This is a genomic window from Nitrosospira sp. NpAV, from assembly GCF_000832065.1.
Classification (GTDB): domain Bacteria; phylum Pseudomonadota; class Gammaproteobacteria; order Burkholderiales; family Nitrosomonadaceae; genus Nitrosospira.
In genome coordinates, this window is record NZ_JXQM01000006.1 from 16,208 (window position 1) to 39,843 (window position 23,636).

Consider the following 23,636-nt stretch of genomic DNA (forward strand, 5'->3'; position numbering starts at 1 on the left):
ATCAGGGGACTATCTGCGAGATCTATATGTGGTAGTTCACGTCTCTAGGGGAATGGGCATCCGCACATGCCAGTCGGTTGCCCGCTGGTACTGATGAGCCACATTCAGCATTTGCGCTTCCGCAAAATAATTGCCGATAATGTGCAATCCCACCGGCCTGTTCTGGTTGCCAAAACCCGCGGGAATGGACATGGCTGGCAATCCGGCGAGGTTGACTGCGATGGTGTAGGCATCGGACAAATACATCTGCACAGGATCGCTGCTTTTCTCCCCCAGATTGAATGCGACTGTGGGCGAAGTCGGCCCCATGATGATGTCGCACTGTTTGAATGCCTCGATAAAATCCTGCGCGATCAAACGGCGCAGTTTCTGGGCCTGGATGTAGTACGCATCGTAGTACCCATGCGATAGCACGTAAGTGCCAATTAGAATGCGGCGTTTCACTTCCGCACCGAAACCCTGGGCGCGGCTTTTGCGGTACATGTCGTTGAGGTCGGTATATTCCGGAGCGCGGTAGCCATAACGCACGCCGTCGAAACGTGAGAGGTTGCTCGAGGCTTCCGCCGGGGCCAGTACATAGTAAACCGGCACGGAAAGTTTCGTGGAAGGCAGCGATACCTCCACCGTTCTGGCGCCCAGCTTGCGATATTCCGCGATAGCCGCTTCCACGGCCCGCGCCACGTCATCGTTTATTTCCTTGACGAAATATTCCTTTGGCAAACCGATGCGCAGGCCCTCCAGCGGTTTTTCCAGATCGCGCGTGTAATCTTCCGGCTCACGCTCCAGACTGGTTGAATCACGCGCATCGAATCCCGTCATGACATTCAGCATCAGTGCCAGATCTTCCGCTGATTTCGCCATTGGCCCGGCCTGGTCGAGGCTGGAAGCAAACGCGATCATGCCATAGCGCGACACCAGTCCGTAAGTGGGCTTGAGCCCTGAAATACCGCATAATGCCGCCGGCTGACGGATTGAGCCGCCTGTATCGGTACCGGTTGCGGCGGGAGCCATGCGTGCGGCGACCGCGCAGGCGGAGCCGCCCGAACTGCCGCCGGGTACGGCAGTACTATCCCACGGATTTCTCACCGGCCCGTAAAAAGAGGTTTCGTTGCTCGATCCCATGGCGAACTCATCCATATTGGTTTTGCCAATATTCACCGCCCCCGCGGCATTGAAACGCTCGATCACATGGGCATCGTACGGCGAAATGAAGTTCGACAGCATTCGCGACCCACAGGTGGTAAGCCATCCCTTGGTACAGAAAATATCCTTCTGGGCAATAGGAATACCGGTCAGGGCATGCGCCTGCCCGGCTGCGATCATCGCATCGGCAGCTCGTGCCTGGGCAAGGCTGGTCTCTTCATTGAGTGTAATGAAAGCGTTGTAGTCCGGGTTCAGTGATTTTGAGCGCTCAAGAAACTCGCCGGTCAGTTCAGCGCTGGAAATTTTTTTCGCCGCGAGCAAGGCGGAGAGTTGCGTGAGGCCGAAATTCAACATGGTATTTTTGGAGCGAAGCAGATCAAAAGATGACAGGAAAATATACCGGGGTATGCCTGAAGGTGTTCTGGGTAAGTTCTCCGTGAAATATTGCGGACAAGCCCGGAGATTTGTTCAGAATCACTCGATGACTTTCGGCACCAGATAAAGCCCTGACTCTACCTTGGGTGCTATCGACTGGAACGATTCGCGCTGATCGATCTCGGTCACCACATCCGCTCGGAGCCGCTGCATAACATCCTGAGCGTGAGACATCGGTTTTATCACTGACGTGTTCACTGCCTGCATCTCCTGGATCAGGCCGAAGATGTCCGATAATTGCGCCAGCGCCGTTCGCACCTCATCTTCGCTGATTTCGATGCGGGCCAGGTTTGAGACACGTTTTACATCATCCAGAGACAGTGACATTCCCGCCAAAACCCTTATATTCAAATAGCTAATAGAGTATCATAGCCGGCCTGACCCACGCATTCTTTTCGCGCGCTTTTTATTACTGTCATCTCCACGGATTTCGTTTACATGCTCAATTTTATAAACAACAACATACTGAAGGGTTATTTTTCTACTGACATGGCGATTGATCTGGGTACCGCCAATACCCTGATTTACGTTCGCGGTCAGGGTATCGTGCTCAACGAGCCCTCGGTGGTGGCAATACGTCAGGATGGCGGCCCCAACGGCAAGAAAATAATTCAGCAGGTAGGGCTGGCGGCCAAGCAGATGCTGGGACGTACGCCCGGCAATATCACTGCGATCCGCCCCATGAAGGACGGCGTAATTGCCGACTTCACCGTTACCGAACAGATGCTGAAACACTTTATCAAGAAAGTGAATCCGCCGCGGCTGTTTTCCGCCAATCCGCGCATTGTCATTTGTGTTCCTTTCGGTTCCACCCAAGTGGAGCGCCGTGCCATCCGCGAGGCGGCTTACGGCGCCGGTGCGCGCAAGGTGGAATTAATTGAAGAACCGATGGCGGCCGCCATCGGCGCCAATCTGCCGGTCGAGGAGGCTACCGGCTCGATGGTGGTCGATATTGGCGGCGGCACTACCGAAGTGGGCGTGATATCGCTGGGCGGCATCGTTTACTCGAACTCGGTACGCGTGGGCGGGGACAAGTTCGACGAGGCCATTATCAATTACATTCGCCGCAACTATGGCATGCTGATCGGTGAAGTCACCGCCGAATTGATCAAGAAAGAGATCGGATCCGCCTTTCCGGGATCGGAAGTACGTGAAATGGAAGTCAAGGGACGCAATCTGGCGGAAGGGATTCCACGCAGCTTTGCCATTTCCAGTAACGAAATCCTTGAAGCGCTGACCGACCCCCTAAACAGTATCGTCAGCGCAGTCAAATCCGCCCTGGAACATACGCTGCCCGAGCTGGGGGCGGATATCGCCGAAAAAGGCATGGTTCTGACCGGTGGCGGCGCACTGCTGCGCGACATCGATCGCTTGTTGATGGAAGAAACCGGCTTGTCGGTAATCATTGCGGAAGACCCGCTTACTTGCGTTGTACGCGGGTCGGGTGTCGCACTGGAAAATATGGATCATTTGGTCGGTATATTTGCCAGTGATTAACCTTGATCCGGTGCTGATTGCCTGTCTGTCAGTTCACTCCGTCCGACTACCGGATCTAGGTTATTAAATGGGTTGGTGTATTCACGTCAGCCCCAGGCGGAGCACCCTCTGTATCGAGAACCCCTGAACTAAAACGTAATGGAAACGGCTCCACAGTTTTTCAGGCAGGGTCCCAGTTTGCTGGCTCGGCTGGTTTTTTTTGTATTATTGTCCTTACTGCTGATGGCGGCCGATAGCCGGTTTAAATATCTCTCCGAAATACGCCAGGCTTTAAGCGTGGTGATTTATCCATTACAAAAACTGGCCAATGTCCCCGCACAGATATATGACACGGCGAGCGAGCTTTTCGTCAGTCAACATTTGACAGATGAAAATGAATATCTCAAGCAGCGGTACCTTGCCGACCGTGGGCAACTCCAACAGCTGCAGGCACTGGAAGCTGAGAACATCCAGTTGCGTAAACTGCTGGAAGCCACACAGCGTATGGAAAGTAAAGCTGTCATGGCCGAGATTCTGCACGTCCCGCGCGATCCATTCAACCATAAGGTCATGCTTGATAAAGGCAGCCAGAGCGGTATTCAGCCAGGCCAGGTAGTAGTGGATGATGCAGGCGTAGTGGGGCAGATCACTCGCAACTCTCCCTGGCTGTCCGAAGTCACGCTTATTACCGACAGGGATCACTCAGTTCCGGTGCAGGTGGTCCGCAATGGTCTACGCTCGGTGGTATCCGGCACAGGTAAGGATGGAACGCTGGAGTTGCGTTATGTGGCGGTCAATACCGATATCGAAGAGGGCGACATGCTGGTGACTTCAGGAATAGACGGGGTTTATCCACCCGGTCTTCCTGTGGCACTGGTGTCAAAAATCGAGCGCAATCCCACTTATATCTTTGCCCGCGTCACTTGTACCCCCGCCGCTGGAGTGGGCAGCCATCGGCAGTTGCTGATATTGTCGGCGATGACACCTGTTACGGAAAATCCGGCGGATACATTCGAGAAGTCCAAACCCGAGGACAAGAAGAGAGAAAAAGTTGGCGTTCGCTGATCATCCCCGACAGGAAATTCTACGGCCTGTCAAAAGCTCATTCATCGTTCTTAGCCTGGTGATGGCACTGCTGCTGAACCTGCTACCGCTAAGGGGCGCGCTGCTGACATTCTGGCCTGATTTCACCGCACTGACGATACTTTACTGGTGCATCAACCAACCGCAGCGGGTCGGTATGAGTACCGCCTTTGGCATGGGCCTGCTGATGGATATCGGCAACGCCAGCACGTTCGGCCAGCATGCCCTCGCATATAGCATCATGGCATTTGGCGCATTGCTATTCCATCGGCGCCTGTATAATTTTGGCCCGCTGAAGCAGGCCCCTCAGATGGGACTGATATTGCTCATGGGACAATCGGTCATGCTTCTTACCTGGCTGCTGGATGGGGCGGATTTTCCCGGCTGGAATTTTTTTCTTGCGAGTGCTACCGGTACAGTATTGTGGCCGCTGCTTTCCTCGTTATTGAAAATACCCCAGAGGCCCAGGTCTGATTCGAATGCATTATCCTAAATCCGGCAGTTGAACGCTCATTTAATAGATCAATGTTATGATAAATAACAATATCTTGTATTACTTGGCTCTCACTCTTTGGGTGAGGCCGCTACGGAGTGAATTGCACAGTTTTTGCAGCACATGGCTGCGTTGCAACTTCTTGGAATGGGGCGGCCATTCCGCGTCGTTGCGCCTTGCCCTGCACCCCAAAAACCGCACACTTCACCCCGTCCAACTGCCGAATTTAGGATTATCCTAAATCCGGCAGTTGAACGCTCATTCGTTGGCTTAGCATCATGATCCGCAAAGACTTTTTGCGCTACTTGCCTTTCACCTCCATGGTGGGTTTGCTACAGTTGTGGAATCCCGGATTATGAAGCGCAGAGTAGAGCTTCGAAATCACCCGCGGGAGCTGCATAATTTTCGATTCCGGCTTGCAGTCGGTGCAATATTCGTGCTGCTGTTGTTCCTCTTGTTATTTACCCGCTTCTTTTACCTGCAGGTGTCGCAACGCGACCACTACCACACGCTGGCGGAAGCCAACCGGATATCCATTTCCCCTATCGTACCCAACCGCGGCCTGATTTTCGACCGTAATGGCGAGGTATTGGCGCATAACTACTCGGCCTATACGCTCGAAATCGTACCAAGCAAGGTTACCAATCTGGAAGCTCTCATCAACGAATTGTCCACCGTGATCGAGATAGCGGCGAGAGACCGCAAGCGTTTCAAGAAGCTGATGGATGAGAGCAAGCGGTTTGAAAGCCTGCCTATTCGTACCCGTTTATCGGATGTGGAAGTGGCGCGCTTCGCCGCCAACCGTTATCGTTTCCCGGGGGTGGAAATCAAAGCGCGTTTGTTTCGCCAATACCCCAAAGGGGAGGTTGCATCACATGTGGTAGGTTATATTGGTCGTATCAACGACAAGGATCTGGAATATTTGGAGGCTAATGACAACCTGGCCAACTATCGTGGTTCGCTGTACATGGGTAAAATCGGCCTCGAACAAAGCTATGAGAAGGAACTGCACGGTATCACGGGCTTCGAGGAAATGGAAACCGATGCGGCCGGCCGGGTAATCAGGGTAATATCCCGTACTCCGCCGATCTCCGGTAACAATCTGACATTATCGCTCGACATCAAGTTGCAGGAGGTTGCGGAAAAAGCATTTGGAGACCGGCGCGGCGCGCTGGTGGCGATTGATCCCGGCACCGGCGATGTGCTGGCGTTCGTCAGTAAGCCCGGCTTCGATCCCAATCTGTTTGTCGATGGAATCGACTCCGAAAATTGGGACCTGCTGAACAACTCCATCGACCGGCCGCTGAACAACCGGGCTTTGCGCGGGTTGTATCCGCCAGGTTCCACATTCAAGCCATTCATGGCGCTGGCCGGCCTGGAGCTTAAGAAACGCACGCCTCAGCAGGGAATCAGCGATCCGGGTTATTTCAGCCTGCCCGGCAGCACTCACCGCTTCCGCGACTGGAAGGCGGGTGGCCATGGCTATGTGGATCTGCACAAATCTCTGGTTGTATCTTGTGACACTTATTATTACGGACTTGCCAATGATCTCGGGATAGACAATATATTCAATTTCACCGGTCAGTTCGGGCTGGGGAAGAAAACTGGAATCGATATTGAAGGCGAGGCCAATGGCCTATTGCCCTCGCAAGAATGGAAAATGAAGCGGTACAAGCAGAAATGGTATGCGGGTGATACGATTTCCGTCGGTATCGGCCAAGGCTACAATTTGACCACGCCCCTGCAACTGGCTTTCGCCACCGCTATCCTCGCCGGCAAGGGTACCGCCTTTCGCCCGCATCTGGTAAAGCAGGTGCACAACAACAGAAATGGGGAAGTGCGCGAAATCGTCACGCAACCGCTATATACCCTCAATCTCAATGCCGATAATCTGACGCACGTTCAGAATGCACTGATAGCCGTAACCCGGCCTGGCGGCACCGCGGCACTCGCCGGTGCGGGCGCTGCCTATAACTTCGCGGGGAAGACCGGCACGTCGCAAGTGGTTGGTATGAAGCAAGGGGAAAAATATGTGGAAAGCAAAGTGCAGGAACGTCATCGTGACCACGCGCTGTTCGTTGCCTACGCGCCTGCGGAAAACCCCAAAATAGCGCTGGCGGTGCTGGTGGAAAATGGCGGCCACGGCGGCGCCGCTGCCGCACCGGTTGCGAGGCTGGTAATGGACTACCATCTGCTCGGCAAGCTGCCTGAAGAGGCCGCGGCAAAGACTGTTCCCGAAGACGAGGAGGGTGCGCATGATTAGGCCATTGCGCTTATGGCACTATCTCACGCGTTATGTGGATGGTTTTCTGCTATGCGGAATTCTGCTCCTGATGTTGACTGGCCTGGCCACACTATATAGCGCCACCGACGCAAACCTGAGCCGCGTCACTAATCAGGCGATCAACATGCTGGTGGCGCTTGGCATCATGTGGTTGATCGCGAATATTCCATTGCAGCATATCATGCGTATCGCCCTGCCGATATACGTAGCCGGCCTCTTCCTGCTGCTTGGCGTGGCACTATTCGGTGAAATCAACAATGGTGCGCGGCGCTGGCTGAACATCGGGGTAACGCGTATCCAACCTTCCGAATTGATGAAAATAGCCGTGCCGCTGATGATGGCGTGGTATTTCGATAAACATGAAGCCACCCTGCGGCTGAGGGATTACGCAGTCGCTACGTTCCTGCTACTGATTCCGGTAGTGATGATCATGCGTCAGCCGGATTTGGGTACCGCCTTGTTGATTGCCTCCAGCGGTTTCTACGTGCTGTTTCTTACCGGGCTATCGTGGCGGATTATGGCCACACTATTGATTGCCGGAGCCGGCAGTCTGCCGATTCTTTGGTCAATGATGCACGATTACCAGCGGCGGCGCGTTATGACGCTGCTCGATCCGACGCAGGATGCCCTGGGAGCCGGCTACCATACCATCCAGTCCACCATTGCCATAGGATCCGGGGGTGTCCTCGGTAAAGGCTGGCAGAACGGGACCCAGACCCATCTCGATTTCCTCCCGGAAAAAAGTACCGATTTTATTTTCGCGGTATTTTCCGAGGAATTCGGTCTGGTGGGTAATTCATTGCTGTTGCTGCTTTATCTGGTGGTAATTGGCCGTGGCATGATTATCGCCGCCAATGCCTCGACCCAATTTACCCGCCTAATCGCCGGCTCGATCACGCTGACTTTCTTCACTTATATTTTCGTCAATATTGGCATGGTTATCGGCATCTTGCCGGTAGTGGGCGTACCGCTGCCGCTAATCAGCTACGGCGGCACATCAATGGTGACAATGCTGCTGGGATTTGGTATTTTGATGAGCATACAGACGCATCCTAAACTGGTGAAGACGTGAGCAACATCGACTCGGGATCAAGAAACGTATCATCATTCAATGTTCTAATACCGGTCACCCGGATCATCGCGGTAGCCATGATAGTCTTTATTGCCGGCTGCGGCAGTGTCCTGAAACGCGATACGCCGGGAAAGACATCTTCCTCCACACCGGGAAAATCGGGTATTTCAGCAAAAAAGGGCGGCTATTATCTGGATGACGGCCCCGGGGACAACCCGCCAGCCGACCTCGCTTCCATTCCCGATGCCGTGCCGCGGTATGAACCTCTGCGCCAGGCCAACATGCGGCCTTATATTGCGCTGGGAAAATCCTATACGCCATTGACCACTCTGGGGTCTTACCGGGAACGCGGGATAGCTTCCTGGTATGGCCGCCGTTACCATGGGCAGAAAACAGCTTCCGGCGAAGTCTACGATATGTACACCATGACCGCCGCCCACACCACGCTGCCATTACCCAGCTATGCCCGCGTCACCAATATCCGGAACGGAAAATCCGTGGTCGTGCGCGTCAACGACCGCGGACCGTTTCATTCTGACCGGCTAATCGATCTTTCCTATACTGCGGCCCACAAACTTGGCGTCCTGGATGGCGGTAGCGCCTGGGTGGAAGTGGAAAGCATCCTTCCCGGTACGGACGCCGTTGCGCGGGTTACGCCAGCGTCCTCCGGTGCGCCGATCACTGTTCGTGAGAAAGCAGGTCCCCAACTTTTTCCTGTTGAAGAGAAGCAAAACAGCGAAGCCCAGTCAGATCTATTGGTAGCAGACCCCGTGCCCGCCTCTGCGGCTGCATCTCTTGCTGATACCTCCACCGCCGCGGCTGCTGGCGATACTGGTGGAATCTACCTGCAATTGGGCGCATTCAGCGCCTACGATAATGCGGATAATTTCCTCACGCACATGCGTGCAGAGCTTCCTTCTTTGACCGATATCCTGGGTATCATCGCGAAAGACGGCTTGTTCAAGGTCCATGCCGGCCCTTATGCCGATCGACTGCTAGCCAGGCAGGCAGCCGATAAAATCGCGCAGACGCTGTCCATCAAACCGATGCTGCTCGTACGATAAATTTTCCATGTGTGGCTCATCTGTTTCATGAAATACCGTGAAGCATATATTTATCCACCATCCCACATTCTTCGTATCGTTTAATCTGCACGTAATCCCGAGCCGTATCGTTTTGCACCGTATTCGGTTCACTCATCAATCTCTATATGGTATTTGGCGGTGGATGGGTAGCCGAGGCCGACAGGCATCCAAGCACGCGACACCAGTCAAAAATTAAGGACGGTTTTAAGAAGCTGAAGATCCAGGATAATTCAGCCGAAAGGAGGGAGATCATGCATGAATCTGCGGAAGAGAAAGGGGTCGTACTGGCTCTCCTGGAGAGATTCCAAACGCAAAGGCTTCCACGAGCGCTTGCAATCAAAGAGAGAATTGATCAAGGTGGAGTGCTTGGTGAGTTCGATATTACCTTCCTTGAAACAATTTTTAGAGATTTCGCCCATATCAGGACGCTTGTCGACAAACACCCGGAATATGAACCCTTCGTTTCTCAAGTGATACACATGTACCATGAAATTACGGCCCAGGCACTGGAGAATGAAAAGACAAAGGAGGATTAACTGTGGTTCTCGTCGGTTGATCGGTGATATGCCATTCCGTGCTCAGGAGTTCCTTGAAAGAAATGTAATGCCTATTGACCTTGTCATGATTCACTCTCTCTGATTCGCCTCGGCATTGTTGATCAGTGATCATAGGCTACCCGGCGGAAGCGCTGCCTCTTTTGCTTCTCCATCCGCAATCCAGGCATTCGTCAGCGTATAAGTCACCGCAAGAATGACCGGACCAATAAACAGACCAATAATGCCGAAGGTCAGTATGCCACCCAGCACGCCCACCAGAATCAGAAGTATCGGCAAATTGGCTCCGCGCCTGATCAACACGGGGCGCAAGACATTATCCATCAAGCCGACAAGAATGGCCCATACCAGCAGTACGAAACCCCACGTTTGATCGCCTTGATAAAACAACCAGATAACCCCACCCAATAATGGTATGCCCGGGCCAACCTGGATAATGCAAAAGAACAGCATAATCGCGGTCAGTACCCCGGCAAACGGCACTCCTGCAACCCATAGACCGAAACCACCCAGCGCCGACTGGGCGATGGCGGTGAAAACAATACCCAGTGCGACCGCGCGAATTGATTGACCGGCGAGTTGAACCGCATCCTCGCCGCGGGGGCCGGCCAAACGTCTGGCAAAGCGGCTGACGCCGGCAACCGCTATTTCACCCCGGGCATAAAAAATAGCGGAGATTATTAAAGTGAGCAGCAGGTGAATAAACAGCACGGCTAAATTGTTCATCTGGCTTAGCGCCCAATTGGCAATTCTGCTGGCATAAGGCTGGATTTTGTCGGTAAGGCTGGCAGCACCCGCTTTCGAGATGGCTTGCCATTCATTCCAGAGCCGGTCGCCTACTAGCGGAATACCGCGCAACCATTCCGGGGGAACCGGCAATTGATAGTTCGGCAAGTTTCTTGCCAGACTTGACATGTTGACTGCGTTATCAATGATGGTGCTGATCACCATGGCTAGAGGCAGCCCAATGATCACCGTCATAGCCAATACCATTATCGCTACCGCCGGACCCCGCCGTCCGCCCAGATGCCGCTGTACCAGGAGCATGATCGGCCACGTCGCCACGACTATCATGGTCGCCCAGATCGCCGCGGGCAAAAAGGGCTCGATCACCCACAAGCTACCTGCGATTAGCAGGCTGATAACAAGCACACTGAGCAAATTGCTGGTAAGGTCGGATCTCTTAATCAAACAGCACTCTCTTCTTTACAATGGCTACAGCAATGCCGCGTGTTGATTTGACCGATCATCAAGAATACGCCACCTTTCCATTTTATGTCATACACTTTTTGAGTGTAGCGCTTATCTCGAGACCTCTATATAAACAAGACAGCTTGGTATGGTTGCGATACCGGTCTGGCGGACAATAACGAGTGACTCTACAGCGATCCTTATCCATACCCGACGGGACCGAGGCATGAAATCAGGGGCCGGTATGGTTTCATGCCGATGCTTCATTTGCCAATAGCAAAATCTCCCATCACTTGATAAAATCAGAGTTCTCTTTCAATCAATTCAGTGCATCACTACATTCAGGATCCTCATGACCACTAAACATTTTTATCCCACCAAAAAAATTAGCACGTTTTATCCTCCGCAACGTGTTTTGATGGGACCGGGTCCCTCGGATACCCATCCGCGCGTATTATCCGCCATGGCCCGCCCGACGCTGGGTCACCTCGATCCGGTGTTCACGGATATGATGGAAGAATTGAAGAGCCTGTTGCGTTATACCTTTCAGACTTCCAATTTATTGACCTTTCCGGTTTCCGGTCCGGGCTCGGTCGGGATGGAAATGTGTTTCGTCAACATGGTCAACCCGGGCGACAAGGTGATCGTATGCCGCAACGGCGTATTTGGTGGACGCATGATCGAAAACGTGCAGCGCTGCGGCGGTATCGCAGTGGTGGTGGAAGACAAGTGGGGAGCACCCGTTGATCCGCAAAAAGTGGAAGACGCGTTGAAACAGAATCCGGATGCGAAGGTCGTTGCCTTTGTCCATGCTGAAACATCCACCGGTGCGCTGTCGGATGCAAAACTATTATGTGAAATCGCGCATCGCCATAATTGCCTTTCCATTGTGGATACCGTGACCTCGCTGGGCGGCTCTCCCCTCAAAGTTGACGAGTGGAAGATTGACGCGATTTATTCCGGCAGCCAGAAGTGTTTGTCGTGTCCGCCGGGTTTATCACCCGTAAGCTTTTCGGAGCGCGTGGTGGAATTGGTCAAGAATCGCAAGGGAAAAGTACAAAGCTGGTTTATGGATTTGAATCTGCTGCTCGGCTACTGGGGCACCACCCGCACTTATCATCACACCGCTCCCACCAACGCGCTCTATGCGTTGCATGAGGCTTTGGTCATGCTGTACGAGGAAGGATTGGAGCATTCCTGGGCGCGTCATCAGCGTAACCATACCGCGCTCAAAGCGGGGCTGGAGACGCTTGGCATCGAGTATCTGGTGGAAGAGAAATCCCGTTTGCCCCAGCTTAACTCGGTCTATGTGCCGGAAGGCATAGATGAGAAGGAAGTGCGCCGCAGGTTGCTCGCAGACTATAGCCTGGAGATCGGTGCGGGACTGGGCGACCTCGCGGGCAAGATCTGGCGTTTCGGCCTGATGGGTTATTCGAGCAAAATGGAAAACGTAATGCTATGCCTGAACGCGCTGGAGACGGTATTCTCAGATATGGGCAGGAAAATCGAATATGGTACGGCTGAATCGGCGGCTCATTATGCTTATGCGGCTAATCCCCTGCCTCAGCAGGCCGCTCCGGTGAAAGCTGTGGCTTAAATACTGAACCATGCTAGGCAAGCTCCCTTTCTCCCTGTGCAACAAGGGAGAAAGGTTGTACACCCCAATCTGGCATTACAATCCCAACCTTTGCCAGATGGTCGTCGTCAATCCCGCTGAGTTCAGTGTATAGAAATGTAATCCCGGTGCGCCAGCACTGAGCAGCCGGTCGCATAAATCGGTCACGACGTCCAGGCCAAACGCACGTATTGATGCGCTGTCATCTCCATAGCCTTCCAGTTTTTTCTTGATCCAGCGCGGAATTTCCGCACCGCAAGAATCCGAAAATCTTGCCAGCTGCGAGAATTTATTGATGGGCATAATGCCAGGCACAATAGGAACATTGACGCCCATCGCCTCGCACGCTTCAATGAAATTAAAGTAGGCATCCGCATTGTAGAAATACTGGGTGATAACGGAATCCGCTCCTGCTTCCACCTTGCGCTTGAAGTTCACCAGGTCATCCTGCGCCGAGTCCGCCTGCGGGTGATATTCCGGGTATGAAGCCACTTCGATATGGAACGCATTACCAAATTCCTTGCGGATGAACCTTACCAGTTCATCTGCGTAGCGAAATTCTCCCCACTGCGCCATGCCTGAAGGCAGATCGCCGCGCAAGGCGACAATATGGCGGATACCCCCATCTTGGTATTTCTGCAACATGGCACGAATATTCTCGCTGGTCGAGCCGATACAGGAAAGATGGGGTGCGGCCGCATACCCTTCCGCCTGAATTTCCAGCACCGTCTCAAGGGTGCGGTCGCGGGTTGACCCGCCTGCGCCAAATGTTACCGAAAAGAATTTTGGGTTAAGTTGTGCCAATTGCGCGCGAGTAGCACGCAACTTCTCTATCCCCTCCCGTGTTTGCGGTGGGAAAAACTCGAAACTGAAAGTGCGAGCGAACTTTTTTTGTGATTCCATTGTTTGCCAATTGCGGCGATGTGCAGATACGGAGATGATAAAAGGTGAATGAAGATGTCGGACTTTTACCAGCTTCGGATTGCTCCGTAGCCTTGGAATAGGATAAGCCCCTGCTTTGTCGGCAGGGGCACGAGTGCGGTTTGCCCTCGAATCAGTACCGGTACATTGCTGGCTTGTAGGGTCCGTTTTTATCCATATTCAAGTATTTTGCCTGTTCGTCAGTCAGTTCGGTAAGTTTGACGCCCAGTTTCTTGATGTGCAACCGCGCCACTTTCTCATCCAAATGCTTGGGCAGTACATAGACATTCTTTTGGTAGTTGGCGCCATTTTGCCAAAGCTCCATTTGTGCGAGCACTTGATTGGTGAATGAACTGGACATGACAAATGAAGGATGGCCGGTGGCGCAACCCAGATTCACCAGGCGTCCCTGTGCCAGCACGATAATGCGCCGGCCTGTTGGAAAAATGACGTGATCCACCTGCGGCTTGATGTTTTCCCATTGATATTTCTGGACGGAAGCAATGTCTATTTCAGAGTCGAAATGGCCGATGTTGCAGACGATGGCCTGGTCTTTCATTCTCAGCATGTGATCATGGGTAATGACGCGCAGATTGCCGGTAGCGGTGACAAAAATGTCGGCCTGGTCGCAGACCTCATCCATGGCGACGACACGGTAACCTTCCATTGCGGCTTGCAGTGCGCAAATCGGATCGATCTCGGTAATCCACACGGTCGCTCCCAGACCACGCAAGGATTGGGCACAGCCTTTGCCCACGTCGCCATAGCCGCACACCAGCGCAATCTTGCCGGCAATCATCACATCGGTAGCACGCTTGATACCGTCCACCAGTGACTCACGGCAACCGTAGAGGTTATCGAACTTGGACTTGGTGACTGAGTCGTTGACATTGAATGCCGGGAATGGCAGCTCGCCCTTCTTCTGCATTTCATACAAACGGTGAACGCCGGTAGTGGTTTCCTCCGTCACGCCACGAATATTCGCAAGTTTGCTGGAATACCAGCCAGGCTCGGCATTCAATCTTTTCTTGATCGCCGCGAATAATGCATGCTCTTCTTCGTTGGCGGGACTGGCGATGACCGACGGGTCTTTTTCCGCCCTGCTGCCAAGAATGATCAGCAGCGTTGCGTCGCCACCATCATCCAGAATCATATTGGGCGTACCGTTCACATTCGATTTGTCGCCGGACCATTCAAAAATACGGTGGGTATATTCCCAATAATCATCCAGCGACTCTCCCTTGTAGGCGAATACCGGGATGCCTTCCGCTGCGATAGCCGCTGCCGCATGATCCTGGGTGGAAAAAATATTGCACGACGCCCAGCGTACTTCCGCACCCAGCTTGATCAGGGTTTCGATCAAAACCGCCGTCTGAATGGTCATATGAAGGGAACCGGCTATACGCGCGCCTGCCAAAGGTTTCCCCTCAGCATATTCTTCCCGCAGCGCCATCAGCCCGGGCATCTCGGTTTCGGCGATGGCTATTTCCTTGCGCCCCCATGCCGCCAAGGACATATCGGCGACTTTATAATCGGTAAATTGGCTATTCGTAAGTGTGGAGGCAGGTGTAGAAGTGGAACTGAGCACAGCGTTCATGGAACAGATCTCCTAAGAAATGAACGAGCGCCGTTATTGCGATTTCCCCCTGCCGAGCCTCGCGGGACTTTGCCCGTTGCAGCGCTCCTCAGGCGGGGGAGAAGTTGAAACTAAGGTGAATTTATTGCTTATGCCTCTACCGCAACCTCGATTCCCGCATCGATGCGAAGCCGCGCGGCTTTGTCGGTGACTTCCCAGGTGAATTCGGGTTCATCCCGCCCAAAGTGCCCATAAGCGGCGGTTTTCTGGTAAATCGGGCGCAGCAGATTAAGAGTATGAATAATAGCACGCGGACGCAAATCGAAATGCTGCTCGATCAGCTTGACGATTTTGTCGTCGGAAATTTTTCCAGTTCCATAAGTGTCAACCATGAGTGAAACCGGGCGTGCCACACCAATAGCATAAGCTATCTGCACTTCGCATTTGCTGGCGATACCCGCGGCAACGATATTCTTGGCAACATAACGTCCGGCATAGGCTGCGGAACGATCGACCTTGGAGGGATCCTTGCCGGAGAAAGCGCCTCCGCCATGATGTGCGGTACCGCCATAGCTGTCCACGATGATTTTGCGGCCCGTCAATCCGCAGTCGCCCATCGGTCCGCCCACCACGAAGCGCCCGGTGGGATTGACCAGGTAACGAGTCTCCCTGTTCAGCATATTTTTCGGAAGTACCGGTTTAATGATTTCCTCGATGACTGCTTCACTCAGTTCCGTATGGGAAACATCCGGATTGTGCTGGGTGGATATCACTACGGTTTCGATGCGTTGCGGTTTCCCGTTCAGATAGCGCACCGACACCTGCGACTTAGCGTCCGGACGCAGCCACGGCAGGCGTCCATCTTTTCTCAATTCTGCTTGCCGCTCCATCAGGCGATGGGCATAGTAAATCGGCATCGGCATCAGTTGCGGCGTTTCGTCGCATGCATAGCCAAACATCAGCCCTTGGTCGCCCGCACCCTGATCCATTTCTTCTTCTTTGGTGCGATTTACGCCTTGCGCGATATCAGCGGACTGTTTGTTGAAGGCTGTCAACACCGCGCAGGTATGATAGTCAAACCCGATATCGGAGCTGTTGTAACCGATACGCTTGACTGACGAGCGTGCCACTTGCATGTAATCGACGTTGGCCTCGGTCGTGATCTCACCCGACATAACGATCAGACCGGTACTGCATAGGGTTTCGCAAGCAACCCGGGCATTGGCATCCTGGGTCAGGATGGCATCGAGGATTGCATCGGAAATCTGATCGGCGACCTTGTCGGGGTGACCTTCAGACACGGATTCGGAAGTAAAAAGGTATTCACTCATATGTTGTCCAGCCGCATATAGTTTTAAGAAGGGATTGTAGGATACCAAATTACGCGCGTATTAAGAAGACTGACAATAGTACAATCCATGTCTGCAAGCAAACATCCGCTCTTCCCATATATCCGCGCAGTATCGAACTTTATGCATCCTCCATGACACGGCATACCCGTTGATCGCGCTCCACCCTTGGCTCGGCTTTTGTAGCGATGGATTCGCTGGTGCCGGCATAGTAGCCGATTGACAGGGGTACCTTCCTGTAACAAACTCACACCAGGCAACAGGCAATATATTCGTTGATTTCTCGGTTGCGACTGACGAATCGTCCGAATGAAAACGACGGACTCATAATGAAACTCAAATTTACTAAAATGCATGGGCTGGGCAATGATTTCGTCGTGATTGACGGGATAAATCAATCCTTGTTTCTGAGTCCTGAACAATTGCGCCTGCTCGCCGATCGTCATTTTGGCGTTGGCTGTGATCAGATTCTATTGATAGAAGCCGCCGAGGGCGACGCTGATTTTCGCTATCGCATTTTCAACGCCGACGGTGGCGAGGTGGAGCAATGCGGTAATGGCGCGCGCTGCTTCGTTCGCTACGTGCACGATCGGGGAATGACAGATAAAAATGAGATTCGCGTGGAAACAAAGAGCGGACTGATCATTCCCCGATTGGAAACCAACGGCGACGTTACCGTCAATATGGGTGCACCGAGATTTGAACCGGAGGAAATTCCCTTTATCGCCGAAAAGCGTGCACTGGTTTATCCTCTCGATATCGATGGCAACCAGGTACAGATCAGCGCCGTTTCCATGGGGAATCCTCACGCAGTGCAATGGGTGGCGGATGTGAATCATGCTCCGGTATTGACTGAAGGTGTGCTGATTGAGCGTCATCCACGTTTTCCCAAGCGGGTCAATGCCGGATATATGCAGGTGATGGATCGTGGTCATATCCGGTTGCGGGTGTATGAGCGGGGCGCCGGTGAAACGCTTGCTTGCGGCACCGGCGCTTGCGCCGCAGTGGTGACCGGTATTGAACGCGGGTTGCTGGAGTCAAGGGTTAAAGTCAGTTTTCGCAGCGGCGATTTATTCATCCACTGGGAAGGCGAGAATCAACCGGTCTGGATGACGGGGCCCGCTATTACCGTGTTTGATGGAGAGATTGATCTCGCCCGGATGTTTCATAAGTTCGCGTGATGATTACGCAGTATTTTGTTTTGTAGGTAGATTTTGTGAAAGAGAGTGGTGTAGTTATTCATACGTCCAACTGAATAAAATTTTCATGCGAAACAAAAGACCAGCGAGGACGCGCTCAATTTATGAAACATCCGGGCCAGGAAGTTACTGAGTAAGTTCGCGGAACACGGAATTTATTTGGAAATTTCTTAAAGTGTAACCGAGGAGAAACATGAAGCTCAGTTCAGAACAAGTCGCCCAATATCTACGGGAACATCCTCAATTTTTTGATGAATATGCAGGCATGCTGGCGGATATTCAGATTTCTTATCCGCATGACGGCAGAACCATTCCCATCAGCGAGCGGCAAATTATCGCGCTTCGGGATAAAAACCACATCCTGCAGAACAAGTTGGGTGAATTGGTCAGATTTGGCGAGGAAAACGGCGTCCTCAATCAAAAAATGCACCGCCTTACCGTCATGCTGCTAACCTCCACGCGTCTGAGTGATTTACTGCATGGGCTGCATTTCAATCTGCGTGAGGATTTCTCGATACCTCATTTTGCCCTACGATTATGGAATACAGTTGCCGAAGATCCGGCACTTCCCGAATTCACTCAAACCAGCGCAGATATTCATATTGTGGCGGAAAGCCTGCTGCGTCCCTATTGTGGCCCCCATGTATTGGAGGAAATCAAGAATTGGTTCGGGGAAAGCGCCGTTCGCTTGCGCTCATTTGCGATGGCGCCACTGCGCGTGGAGCAGACCATCGGTCTGCTGGTAATGGGAAGCGAAGACCCGCAGCGCTTTTATCCGGAAATGGGAACTCTGTATCTGGCGCAGCTTGGCGAACTGGTAAGTGCCGCATTGGCACGGTACAGACCGGCGGGGTAGTTCTGGCAGCCTGCTGAACTTAAAGCGGTTGGCTACAACAAACCAGGCTTAAAAACATCGAGCCGGTCTATATTTCGCCGTTTTCGTCCAATAGAACGATGTCTTCAAAATGGTCAAGATAATGTCAGCAGGATTACAATGATGTCCGGAAATAGCCGGGACGCACTCGCTACCGCCTATCTTTCCCATCTTGTCAATGAACGGCGCTTGTCACCGCTTACGTGCGAAAGTTACGCGCGTGATATTGCCGTTTTGCTCCACTTCGCGGATGAAACATCGCTCGATCAATTGCGAATTCATCATATCCGCCGCTTTGTTGCCCAACGTCATGGGAAGGGATTTTCCGGAAAAAGTCTGGCCAGAATGCTCTCAGCATGGCGTGGTTTTTACCAATACCTGGCGCGTGATCACGGCTATACCTGCAATCCGTGTACCGGGGTGCGCGCGCCGAAATCGCCCCGAACCCTGCCTCATACTCTTTCACCCGACGAAGCCGCGAATCTGCTGGACTTCCCTGTTGACGATGATCCAATGGCGTTACGAGACAAAGCTATGTTCGAGCTGTGTTATTCCTCAGGACTCCGGCTGGCTGAACTCATCGGTCTACGGCCCGGGGACCTGAATTTTTCAGATGGTACAGTGCGTGTTACCGGCAAAGGCGGCAAGACTCGCATAGTCCCCATAGGCAGTCAGGCGGCGCGCGTCTTGAGTGAATGGATGAAACTGCGCGAAGTGCTGGTCAAACCGGGCGCAACCGCGTTATTCGTATCGCGGTATGGGAGAAACATCAGTCCGCGATCCATCAGTCACCGGTTAAAAATTCAGGCGGCACGGCAGGGAATCGGCGCCAATATTCATCCCCACGTCCTGCGTCATTCATTTGCCTCCCACCTCCTGCAGTCGAGTGGCGACTTGCGCGCGGTGCAGGAAATGCTGGGACATGCCAGTATCAGCACTACGCAAGTTTATACTCATCTTGATTTTCAACATTTGGCGAAAGTTTACGATGCGGCACATCCACGTGCCAGGAAGAAGGAGAAGCCCTGAACTTGGGGTAGCGCATACGGACCCTGGATAGTCTGTCAGTCATGGCGCTTACTTAAAAATGAGCGGTCAACCGCCGGATTTAGGTATAATCTGCGCTCTTACTCATCTTGTGCTAATACATGCAAGAATATCACGGCACTACCATACTTTCAGCGCGACGCGGCACGCAAGTGGCGCTTGGAGGTGATGGCCAGGTAACCTTGGGCGCCATCGTAGCGAAGGCCAGCGCTCGCAAGGTGCGTAGGCTTTATCATGACAAAATTCTCGCAGGATTTGCGGGCGGCACAGCCGACGCTTTTACCTTGTTCGAGCGTTTTGAAGGTAAACTTGAGAAGCATCAGGGGCACCTCATGCGTTCGGCGGTTGAGCTGGCGAAGGATTGGCGAACTGACCGCATTTTACGCCGGTTGGAAGCGATGCTGGTGGTAGCCGACCCCGAAACCACGCTTATCATTACGGGCTCGGGTGACGTGATTGAACCTGAGTTGGGACTCGCCGCGATCGGTAGTGGAGGTTCTTATGCCCATTCCGCGGCGCGCGCACTCCTGGAAAACACCAGTCTGACGCCGGTGGAGATTGTCAAGAAGTCGCTTACCATCGCAGGCGATTTGTGTATCTATACCAATCAGAACCATATCATCGAAGTTCTGGAATAGCGTGCAAGCTAAACGTAAATAGTGAGACGCAAGTGAAACACAAAAGGAGATGCGGTTTTTTTACGGGTACCATCCCGCGAAGCGCACTCCACTCCGGCATATCGGCTTCAGCCTGCTTCTCGCGTTAGGTCTCCATATCCCGCCACTTTATCATTGATGCCTTGAACCATGTCCCAACTGACCCCTCAGGAAATCGTCCACGAACTCGACAAACACATTATTGGTCAAGATGCCGCCAAGCGCTCCGTGGCCATTGCGCTCAGGAATCGCTGGCGCAGGCAGCAGGTAATGGATCCCCTGCGGCAGGAAATCACGCCAAAAAATATCTTGATGATCGGACCCACGGGCGTCGGCAAGACCGAAATCGCACGCCGTCTGGCAAAACTCGCCGATGCGCCGTTCATCAAGGTGGAAGCGACCAAATTTACTGAAGTGGGTTATGTCGGCCGCGATGTGGATTCCATCATCCGCGATCTGGTGGAATCCGCCATCAAGCAGTCCCGTGAACAGGAAACCCAGAAAATGAGGGCTCGCGCGGAAGACCATGCCGAGGAGCGTATCCTCGACGTGTTGCTGCCAGCCGCAAGAGAGATGGGCTCGCCAATGGAAGTGGGAGAGGGCGACAATGTGACCCGGCAAAAATTTCGCAAGAAATTGCGCGAGGGCGAGCTCGACGATAAAGAAATTGAAATCGAAGTTTCAGCGGCGCATCCTCACATGGAAATCTTTGCGCCACCGGGAATGGAGGAGCTGACCACGCAAATTCAAGGTATGTTTCAGAATCTGGGAGGAGAAAGAAAAAAGACTCGCAAGCTGAGAATCCGTGAGGCAATGAAGCTGATTACCGATGAAGAGGCATCCAAACTCGTCAATGATGAGGAGTTGAAGCTTCGCTCAGTGCAGAATGTCGAGCAGAATGGTATCGTGTTTCTTGACGAAATCGACAAAATCACCAGCCGGTCCGAAACTTCCGGGGCGGACGTATCGCGCCAGGGCGTACAACGGGACTTGCTGCCGCTGGTGGAAGGTACCACGGTTTCCACGAAATACGGCATGATCAAAACTGATCATATCCTGTTCATCGCCAGCGGCGCATTCCATCTCGCCAAGCCTTCCGATCTGATTCCAGAATTGCAGGGCCGTTTTCCTATTCGGGTCGAACTGGCCAGCCTTAGTGCCCACGATTTTGTACAAATCCTCACGAATACAGATGCCTGCTTGACACGTCAATATGAGGCGCTCCTGGAAACTGAAAGGATCAAGCTGGAATTTACACCCGATGCGGTTAAACGCCTGGCGGAGATTGCTTTCGCGGTTAACGAAAAAACCGAGAATATCGGCGCAAGACGCCTTTATACCGTAATGGAAAAACTTCTGGAAGATGTTTCCTTCGACGCCGAGAAACACAGTGGCAATACCGTCGTCATTGATGCCGCATACGTGGATGTACGGCTCAACAGCTTATCCCAAAGCGAGGATTTAGCCCGCTACGTGCTTTAACTCAACAAGTTCTCCGTGAAGTGCTCGTTTCGGGATCTATCCGGTGGGCCTCCAGTCCTCAGCTTCGATACGGGAAAAAGCTGATGAAAATGCGGGTGAATTACGCAAACTGACCCGCTGCATAACCGGACGCCCAAGCCCACTGGAAATTGAATCCGCCCAGATGTCCGGTCACGTCCACGACTTCACCGATAAAATATAGGCCAGGTACTTTTTTCGCTTCCATCGTCTTGGATGACAACTCCCGGGTATCCACCCCTCCCAGCGTCACTTCCGCTTTTTTGTATCCTGCAGTACCGCTGGGCGTGATTTGCCAGCTACGCAATTGCGCGGCAATCTGCTTCAATTCAGTTTCACTATACCGGTTTAGCTGACGGACGGAATGACCTGGCATAATGGCTTCACACCAAGCCTGGGCAAAGCGTCTGGGTAGATATTGCGCTAATAAATTGGGCAGCAGCGCAGTGCTGTGCCTGTGATCGAGCAGCCATGCCGCCGCGTCGAGGTCCGGCAACAAGTTGAGTTGAACAGGAATTCCAGGCTGCCAATAGGAAGAAATTTGCAATATGGCGGGGCCGCTCAAACCACGATGCGTGAATAAAAGATTCTCGCGAAAGCATGCCTCATTACAGCTTACCGTTGCGTCAATTGCGATGCCTGAAAGCCCGGAGAAAAATGTCAGTTGATCAGCTGCGAAAGTGAGCGGAACAAGCGCCGGCCGCAGGGGCGTAACGGTGATGCCAAATTGCTCGGCGATACAATATCCAAAGGAGCTTGCACCGATTTGTGGGATGGACAGGCCTCCCGTTGCGATCACTAATGAGTCGGCCACCCAGGTGTCACGGTCGGTTTCCAGCACGAATCCACTACTGGAATCGTTACCGGTTGCGCCGGTATGAATACGGCTTGTATGGGTCACTCGACATGGCATTTGCCATTCAACGCCCGCCGCGTCGCACTCATGCCGCAACAGATCGATGATCTGCTGCGAACTGCCATCGCAAAACAATTGCCCCAGTTTTTTTTCATGATAGTGGATGCCATGTTTTTCCACCAGCATGATAAAGTTTTGCGGGGTAAATCGTGCCAACGCGGATCGGCAGAAATGAGGATTGTGCGACAGGAAATTTTCCGGTCTGGTATGGCGATTGGTGAAATTACACCGTCCTCCGCCGGAAATACGAATTTTTTCTGCAAGCTTCGAGGCATGATCCAACAGCATGACCGAGCGTCCGCGCTTGCCGGCTTCGATCGCGCACATCATCCCGGCCGCGCCAGCGCCTATCACTATTACATCTTTTTTTATTTTCATTCGATGGGCTGAATCCGCATCTGGCTGGCGTTACCCCATCGTTTCCGCCACACGCTGGCTAACCACGGTTGCTGTTCGCGCGGCCGCCCGGCAGGACGGTAATAGTGAGTAATCTCGACAAATCCGGCCGCGGCCATATAGTCCTGCCATTTTTCAATATCATGATATGCGCCATAACGCCCGTGGGTCCAGCCCTCGTCATTATTTCCGCGCGGATTGGAACTGAACAGCACGCCGCCCGGTTTCAGCGCGTTGCACAACTCCGTCAGCACACGGGGCAGCTCACAGCTGGGAACATGAAACAGCGAAGCATTCGCAAATATGCCGTCGAAGTATTCACGCGGCAGATCGAGTCCAAGAAAATCCTGGCACCATACTTCGCAGCCGCTATAGCTGTGGGCCATTTCAACGAATTGCCGGGCACCGTCAAGTCCGATCGCGATATGCCCGAGGTCGTTAAAAACCTTGAGATCACGCCCCGGCCCGCAGCCAAAATCCAATATGGTGCAAGGGGGGGTGCTCTCGATATACTTCAGCAATGCTGAGATATTCTGGCTGACGTCATGATCTTTCGTTCCTTCCCAGAAATGGTCGGCGCGCTTGTTGTAGTGGGCGAGCGTAAGAGAAGAAATTTTCTTCAGATCCAGCGAGGTGAGTTTCATGCGATGCTTATGTGAGGTACGGAATAATGATCAAGTCTTCGTCATGTCCAATTCGCGGCGAAGGGAGTAAGGCGATGCCCGGAATGTAATATCCAGTGGGCAACAGATCTCAGATTCCCGCATTGGA

Annotated in this window: 21 protein-coding genes and 1 riboswitch; of the genes, 13 read left to right on the top strand and 8 right to left on the bottom strand. The window is 53.0% G+C overall.

Annotated elements, in window-relative coordinates:
- Positions 1–36: 36 nt before the first annotated feature.
- Together gatA and gatC are read right to left on the bottom strand one after the other, a co-directional pair.
- Positions 37–1,497 carry an Asp-tRNA(Asn)/Glu-tRNA(Gln) amidotransferase subunit GatA gene (gene gatA, locus SQ11_RS04470; protein WP_041512967.1) on the bottom strand — a complete coding sequence of 487 codons (1,461 nt, stop codon included), beginning with the start codon at positions 1,495–1,497 and terminating at the stop codon, positions 37–39.
- A gap of 120 nt (positions 1,498–1,617) precedes the next feature.
- Positions 1,618–1,905 carry an Asp-tRNA(Asn)/Glu-tRNA(Gln) amidotransferase subunit GatC gene (gene gatC / locus SQ11_RS04475; RefSeq protein WP_041512968.1) on the bottom strand — a complete coding sequence of 96 codons (288 nt, stop codon included), beginning with the start codon at positions 1,903–1,905 and terminating at the stop codon, positions 1,618–1,620.
- A gap of 111 nt (positions 1,906–2,016) precedes the next feature.
- Between gatC and SQ11_RS04480 the strand changes: the two genes are divergently transcribed.
- The 7 genes from SQ11_RS04480 to SQ11_RS04510 all read left to right on the top strand — a co-directional run bounded on the left by SQ11_RS04480 (position 2,017) and on the right by SQ11_RS04510 (position 9,607).
- The gene (locus SQ11_RS04480) at positions 2,017–3,075 is read left to right on the top strand and encodes a rod shape-determining protein (protein ID WP_004176601.1); all 1,059 of its coding nucleotides are present in this window, start codon (positions 2,017–2,019) and stop codon (positions 3,073–3,075) included.
- A gap of 138 nt (positions 3,076–3,213) precedes the next feature.
- A complete protein-coding gene (gene mreC, locus SQ11_RS04485; protein ID WP_041512969.1) occupies positions 3,214–4,119 on the top strand; it encodes a rod shape-determining protein MreC in 906 nt (301 codons plus the stop codon).
- Positions 4,106–4,630 carry a rod shape-determining protein MreD gene (gene mreD, locus SQ11_RS04490; RefSeq protein WP_041512970.1) on the top strand — a complete coding sequence of 175 codons (525 nt, stop codon included), beginning with the start codon at positions 4,106–4,108 and terminating at the stop codon, positions 4,628–4,630. The genes mreC and mreD overlap by 14 nt, the downstream gene beginning before the upstream one ends.
- 355 nt (positions 4,631–4,985) lie before the next feature.
- Positions 4,986–6,893: a penicillin-binding protein 2 gene (gene mrdA, locus SQ11_RS04495; RefSeq protein WP_041512971.1), complete on the top strand. Its 1,908-nt coding sequence runs from the start codon at positions 4,986–4,988 to the stop codon at positions 6,891–6,893.
- A complete protein-coding gene (rodA, locus tag SQ11_RS04500; protein WP_041512972.1) occupies positions 6,886–7,986 on the top strand; it encodes a rod shape-determining protein RodA in 1,101 nt (366 codons plus the stop codon). The genes mrdA and rodA overlap by 8 nt, the downstream gene beginning before the upstream one ends.
- Positions 7,983–9,050 (top strand): septal ring lytic transglycosylase RlpA family protein, encoded by a 1,068-nt coding sequence (locus SQ11_RS04505; protein ID WP_232297893.1) that lies wholly within the window; start codon positions 7,983–7,985, stop codon positions 9,048–9,050. The genes rodA and SQ11_RS04505 overlap by 4 nt, the downstream gene beginning before the upstream one ends.
- Positions 9,051–9,196: 146 nt before the next feature.
- Positions 9,197–9,607 carry a hypothetical protein gene (locus SQ11_RS04510; RefSeq protein ID WP_052493986.1) on the top strand — a complete coding sequence of 137 codons (411 nt, stop codon included), beginning with the start codon at positions 9,197–9,199 and terminating at the stop codon, positions 9,605–9,607.
- 129 nt (positions 9,608–9,736) lie between these two features.
- Here the strand turns inward: SQ11_RS04510 and ydiK are convergent, their stop codons facing one another.
- Positions 9,737–10,816: an AI-2E family transporter YdiK gene (ydiK, locus tag SQ11_RS04515; RefSeq protein WP_041512973.1), complete on the bottom strand. Its 1,080-nt coding sequence runs from the start codon at positions 10,814–10,816 to the stop codon at positions 9,737–9,739.
- Between the two features lie 352 nt (positions 10,817–11,168).
- On the opposite strand from ydiK, the gene SQ11_RS04520 reads away from it, so the two are divergent.
- Positions 11,169–12,413 (top strand): alanine--glyoxylate aminotransferase family protein, encoded by a 1,245-nt coding sequence (locus tag SQ11_RS04520; RefSeq protein WP_041512974.1) that lies wholly within the window; start codon positions 11,169–11,171, stop codon positions 12,411–12,413.
- 75 nt (positions 12,414–12,488) lie between these two features.
- Here SQ11_RS04520 and metF read toward each other — a convergent pair whose 3' ends face one another.
- From metF to metK, 3 genes are all read right to left on the bottom strand, one after another.
- The gene (gene metF, locus SQ11_RS04525) at positions 12,489–13,334 is read right to left on the bottom strand and encodes a methylenetetrahydrofolate reductase [NAD(P)H] (protein WP_041512975.1); all 846 of its coding nucleotides are present in this window, start codon (positions 13,332–13,334) and stop codon (positions 12,489–12,491) included.
- Positions 13,335–13,485: 151 nt separating this feature from the next.
- The gene (ahcY, locus tag SQ11_RS04530; protein WP_041512976.1) at positions 13,486–14,949 is read right to left on the bottom strand and encodes an adenosylhomocysteinase; all 1,464 of its coding nucleotides are present in this window, start codon (positions 14,947–14,949) and stop codon (positions 13,486–13,488) included.
- An 18-nt stretch (positions 14,950–14,967) separates the two neighbouring features.
- Positions 14,968–15,045, bottom strand: a riboswitch (S-adenosyl-L-homocysteine riboswitch).
- 32 nt (positions 15,046–15,077) lie between these two features.
- Positions 15,078–16,259: a methionine adenosyltransferase gene (gene metK / locus SQ11_RS04535; protein WP_041512977.1), complete on the bottom strand. Its 1,182-nt coding sequence runs from the start codon at positions 16,257–16,259 to the stop codon at positions 15,078–15,080.
- A gap of 347 nt (positions 16,260–16,606) precedes the next feature.
- On the opposite strand from metK, the gene dapF reads away from it, so the two are divergent.
- The 5 genes from dapF (at position 16,607) to hslU (ending at position 21,535) form a co-directional block, all read left to right on the top strand.
- On the top strand, positions 16,607–17,458 hold the full coding sequence (gene dapF / locus SQ11_RS04540) for a diaminopimelate epimerase (protein WP_041512978.1): 852 nt from the start codon (positions 16,607–16,609) through the stop codon (positions 17,456–17,458).
- A 211-nt stretch (positions 17,459–17,669) separates the two neighbouring features.
- Positions 17,670–18,332, top strand: coding sequence for a DUF484 family protein (locus SQ11_RS04545; protein ID WP_041512979.1), 663 nt, complete (start codon positions 17,670–17,672; stop codon positions 18,330–18,332).
- A gap of 138 nt (positions 18,333–18,470) precedes the next feature.
- Positions 18,471–19,379, top strand: coding sequence for a tyrosine recombinase XerC (xerC, locus tag SQ11_RS04550; protein ID WP_041512980.1), 909 nt, complete (start codon positions 18,471–18,473; stop codon positions 19,377–19,379).
- 119 nt (positions 19,380–19,498) lie between these two features.
- Complete coding sequence (gene hslV, locus SQ11_RS04555; protein ID WP_041512981.1) at positions 19,499–20,035, top strand: ATP-dependent protease subunit HslV; 537 nt, start codon at positions 19,499–19,501, stop codon at positions 20,033–20,035.
- Between the two features lie 168 nt (positions 20,036–20,203).
- Positions 20,204–21,535, top strand: a complete 1,332-nt coding sequence (hslU, locus tag SQ11_RS04560; protein WP_041512982.1) for an ATP-dependent protease ATPase subunit HslU — start codon at positions 20,204–20,206, stop codon at positions 21,533–21,535.
- A gap of 100 nt (positions 21,536–21,635) precedes the next feature.
- Here the strand turns inward: hslU and SQ11_RS04565 are convergent, their stop codons facing one another.
- Positions 21,636–22,841: an NAD(P)/FAD-dependent oxidoreductase gene (locus SQ11_RS04565; RefSeq protein WP_198140798.1), complete on the bottom strand. Its 1,206-nt coding sequence runs from the start codon at positions 22,839–22,841 to the stop codon at positions 21,636–21,638.
- Between the two features lie 2 nt (positions 22,842–22,843).
- Positions 22,844–23,509, bottom strand: a complete 666-nt coding sequence (locus SQ11_RS04570) for a class I SAM-dependent methyltransferase (protein ID WP_052493987.1) — start codon at positions 23,507–23,509, stop codon at positions 22,844–22,846.
- Positions 23,510–23,636 lie beyond the last annotated feature (127 nt).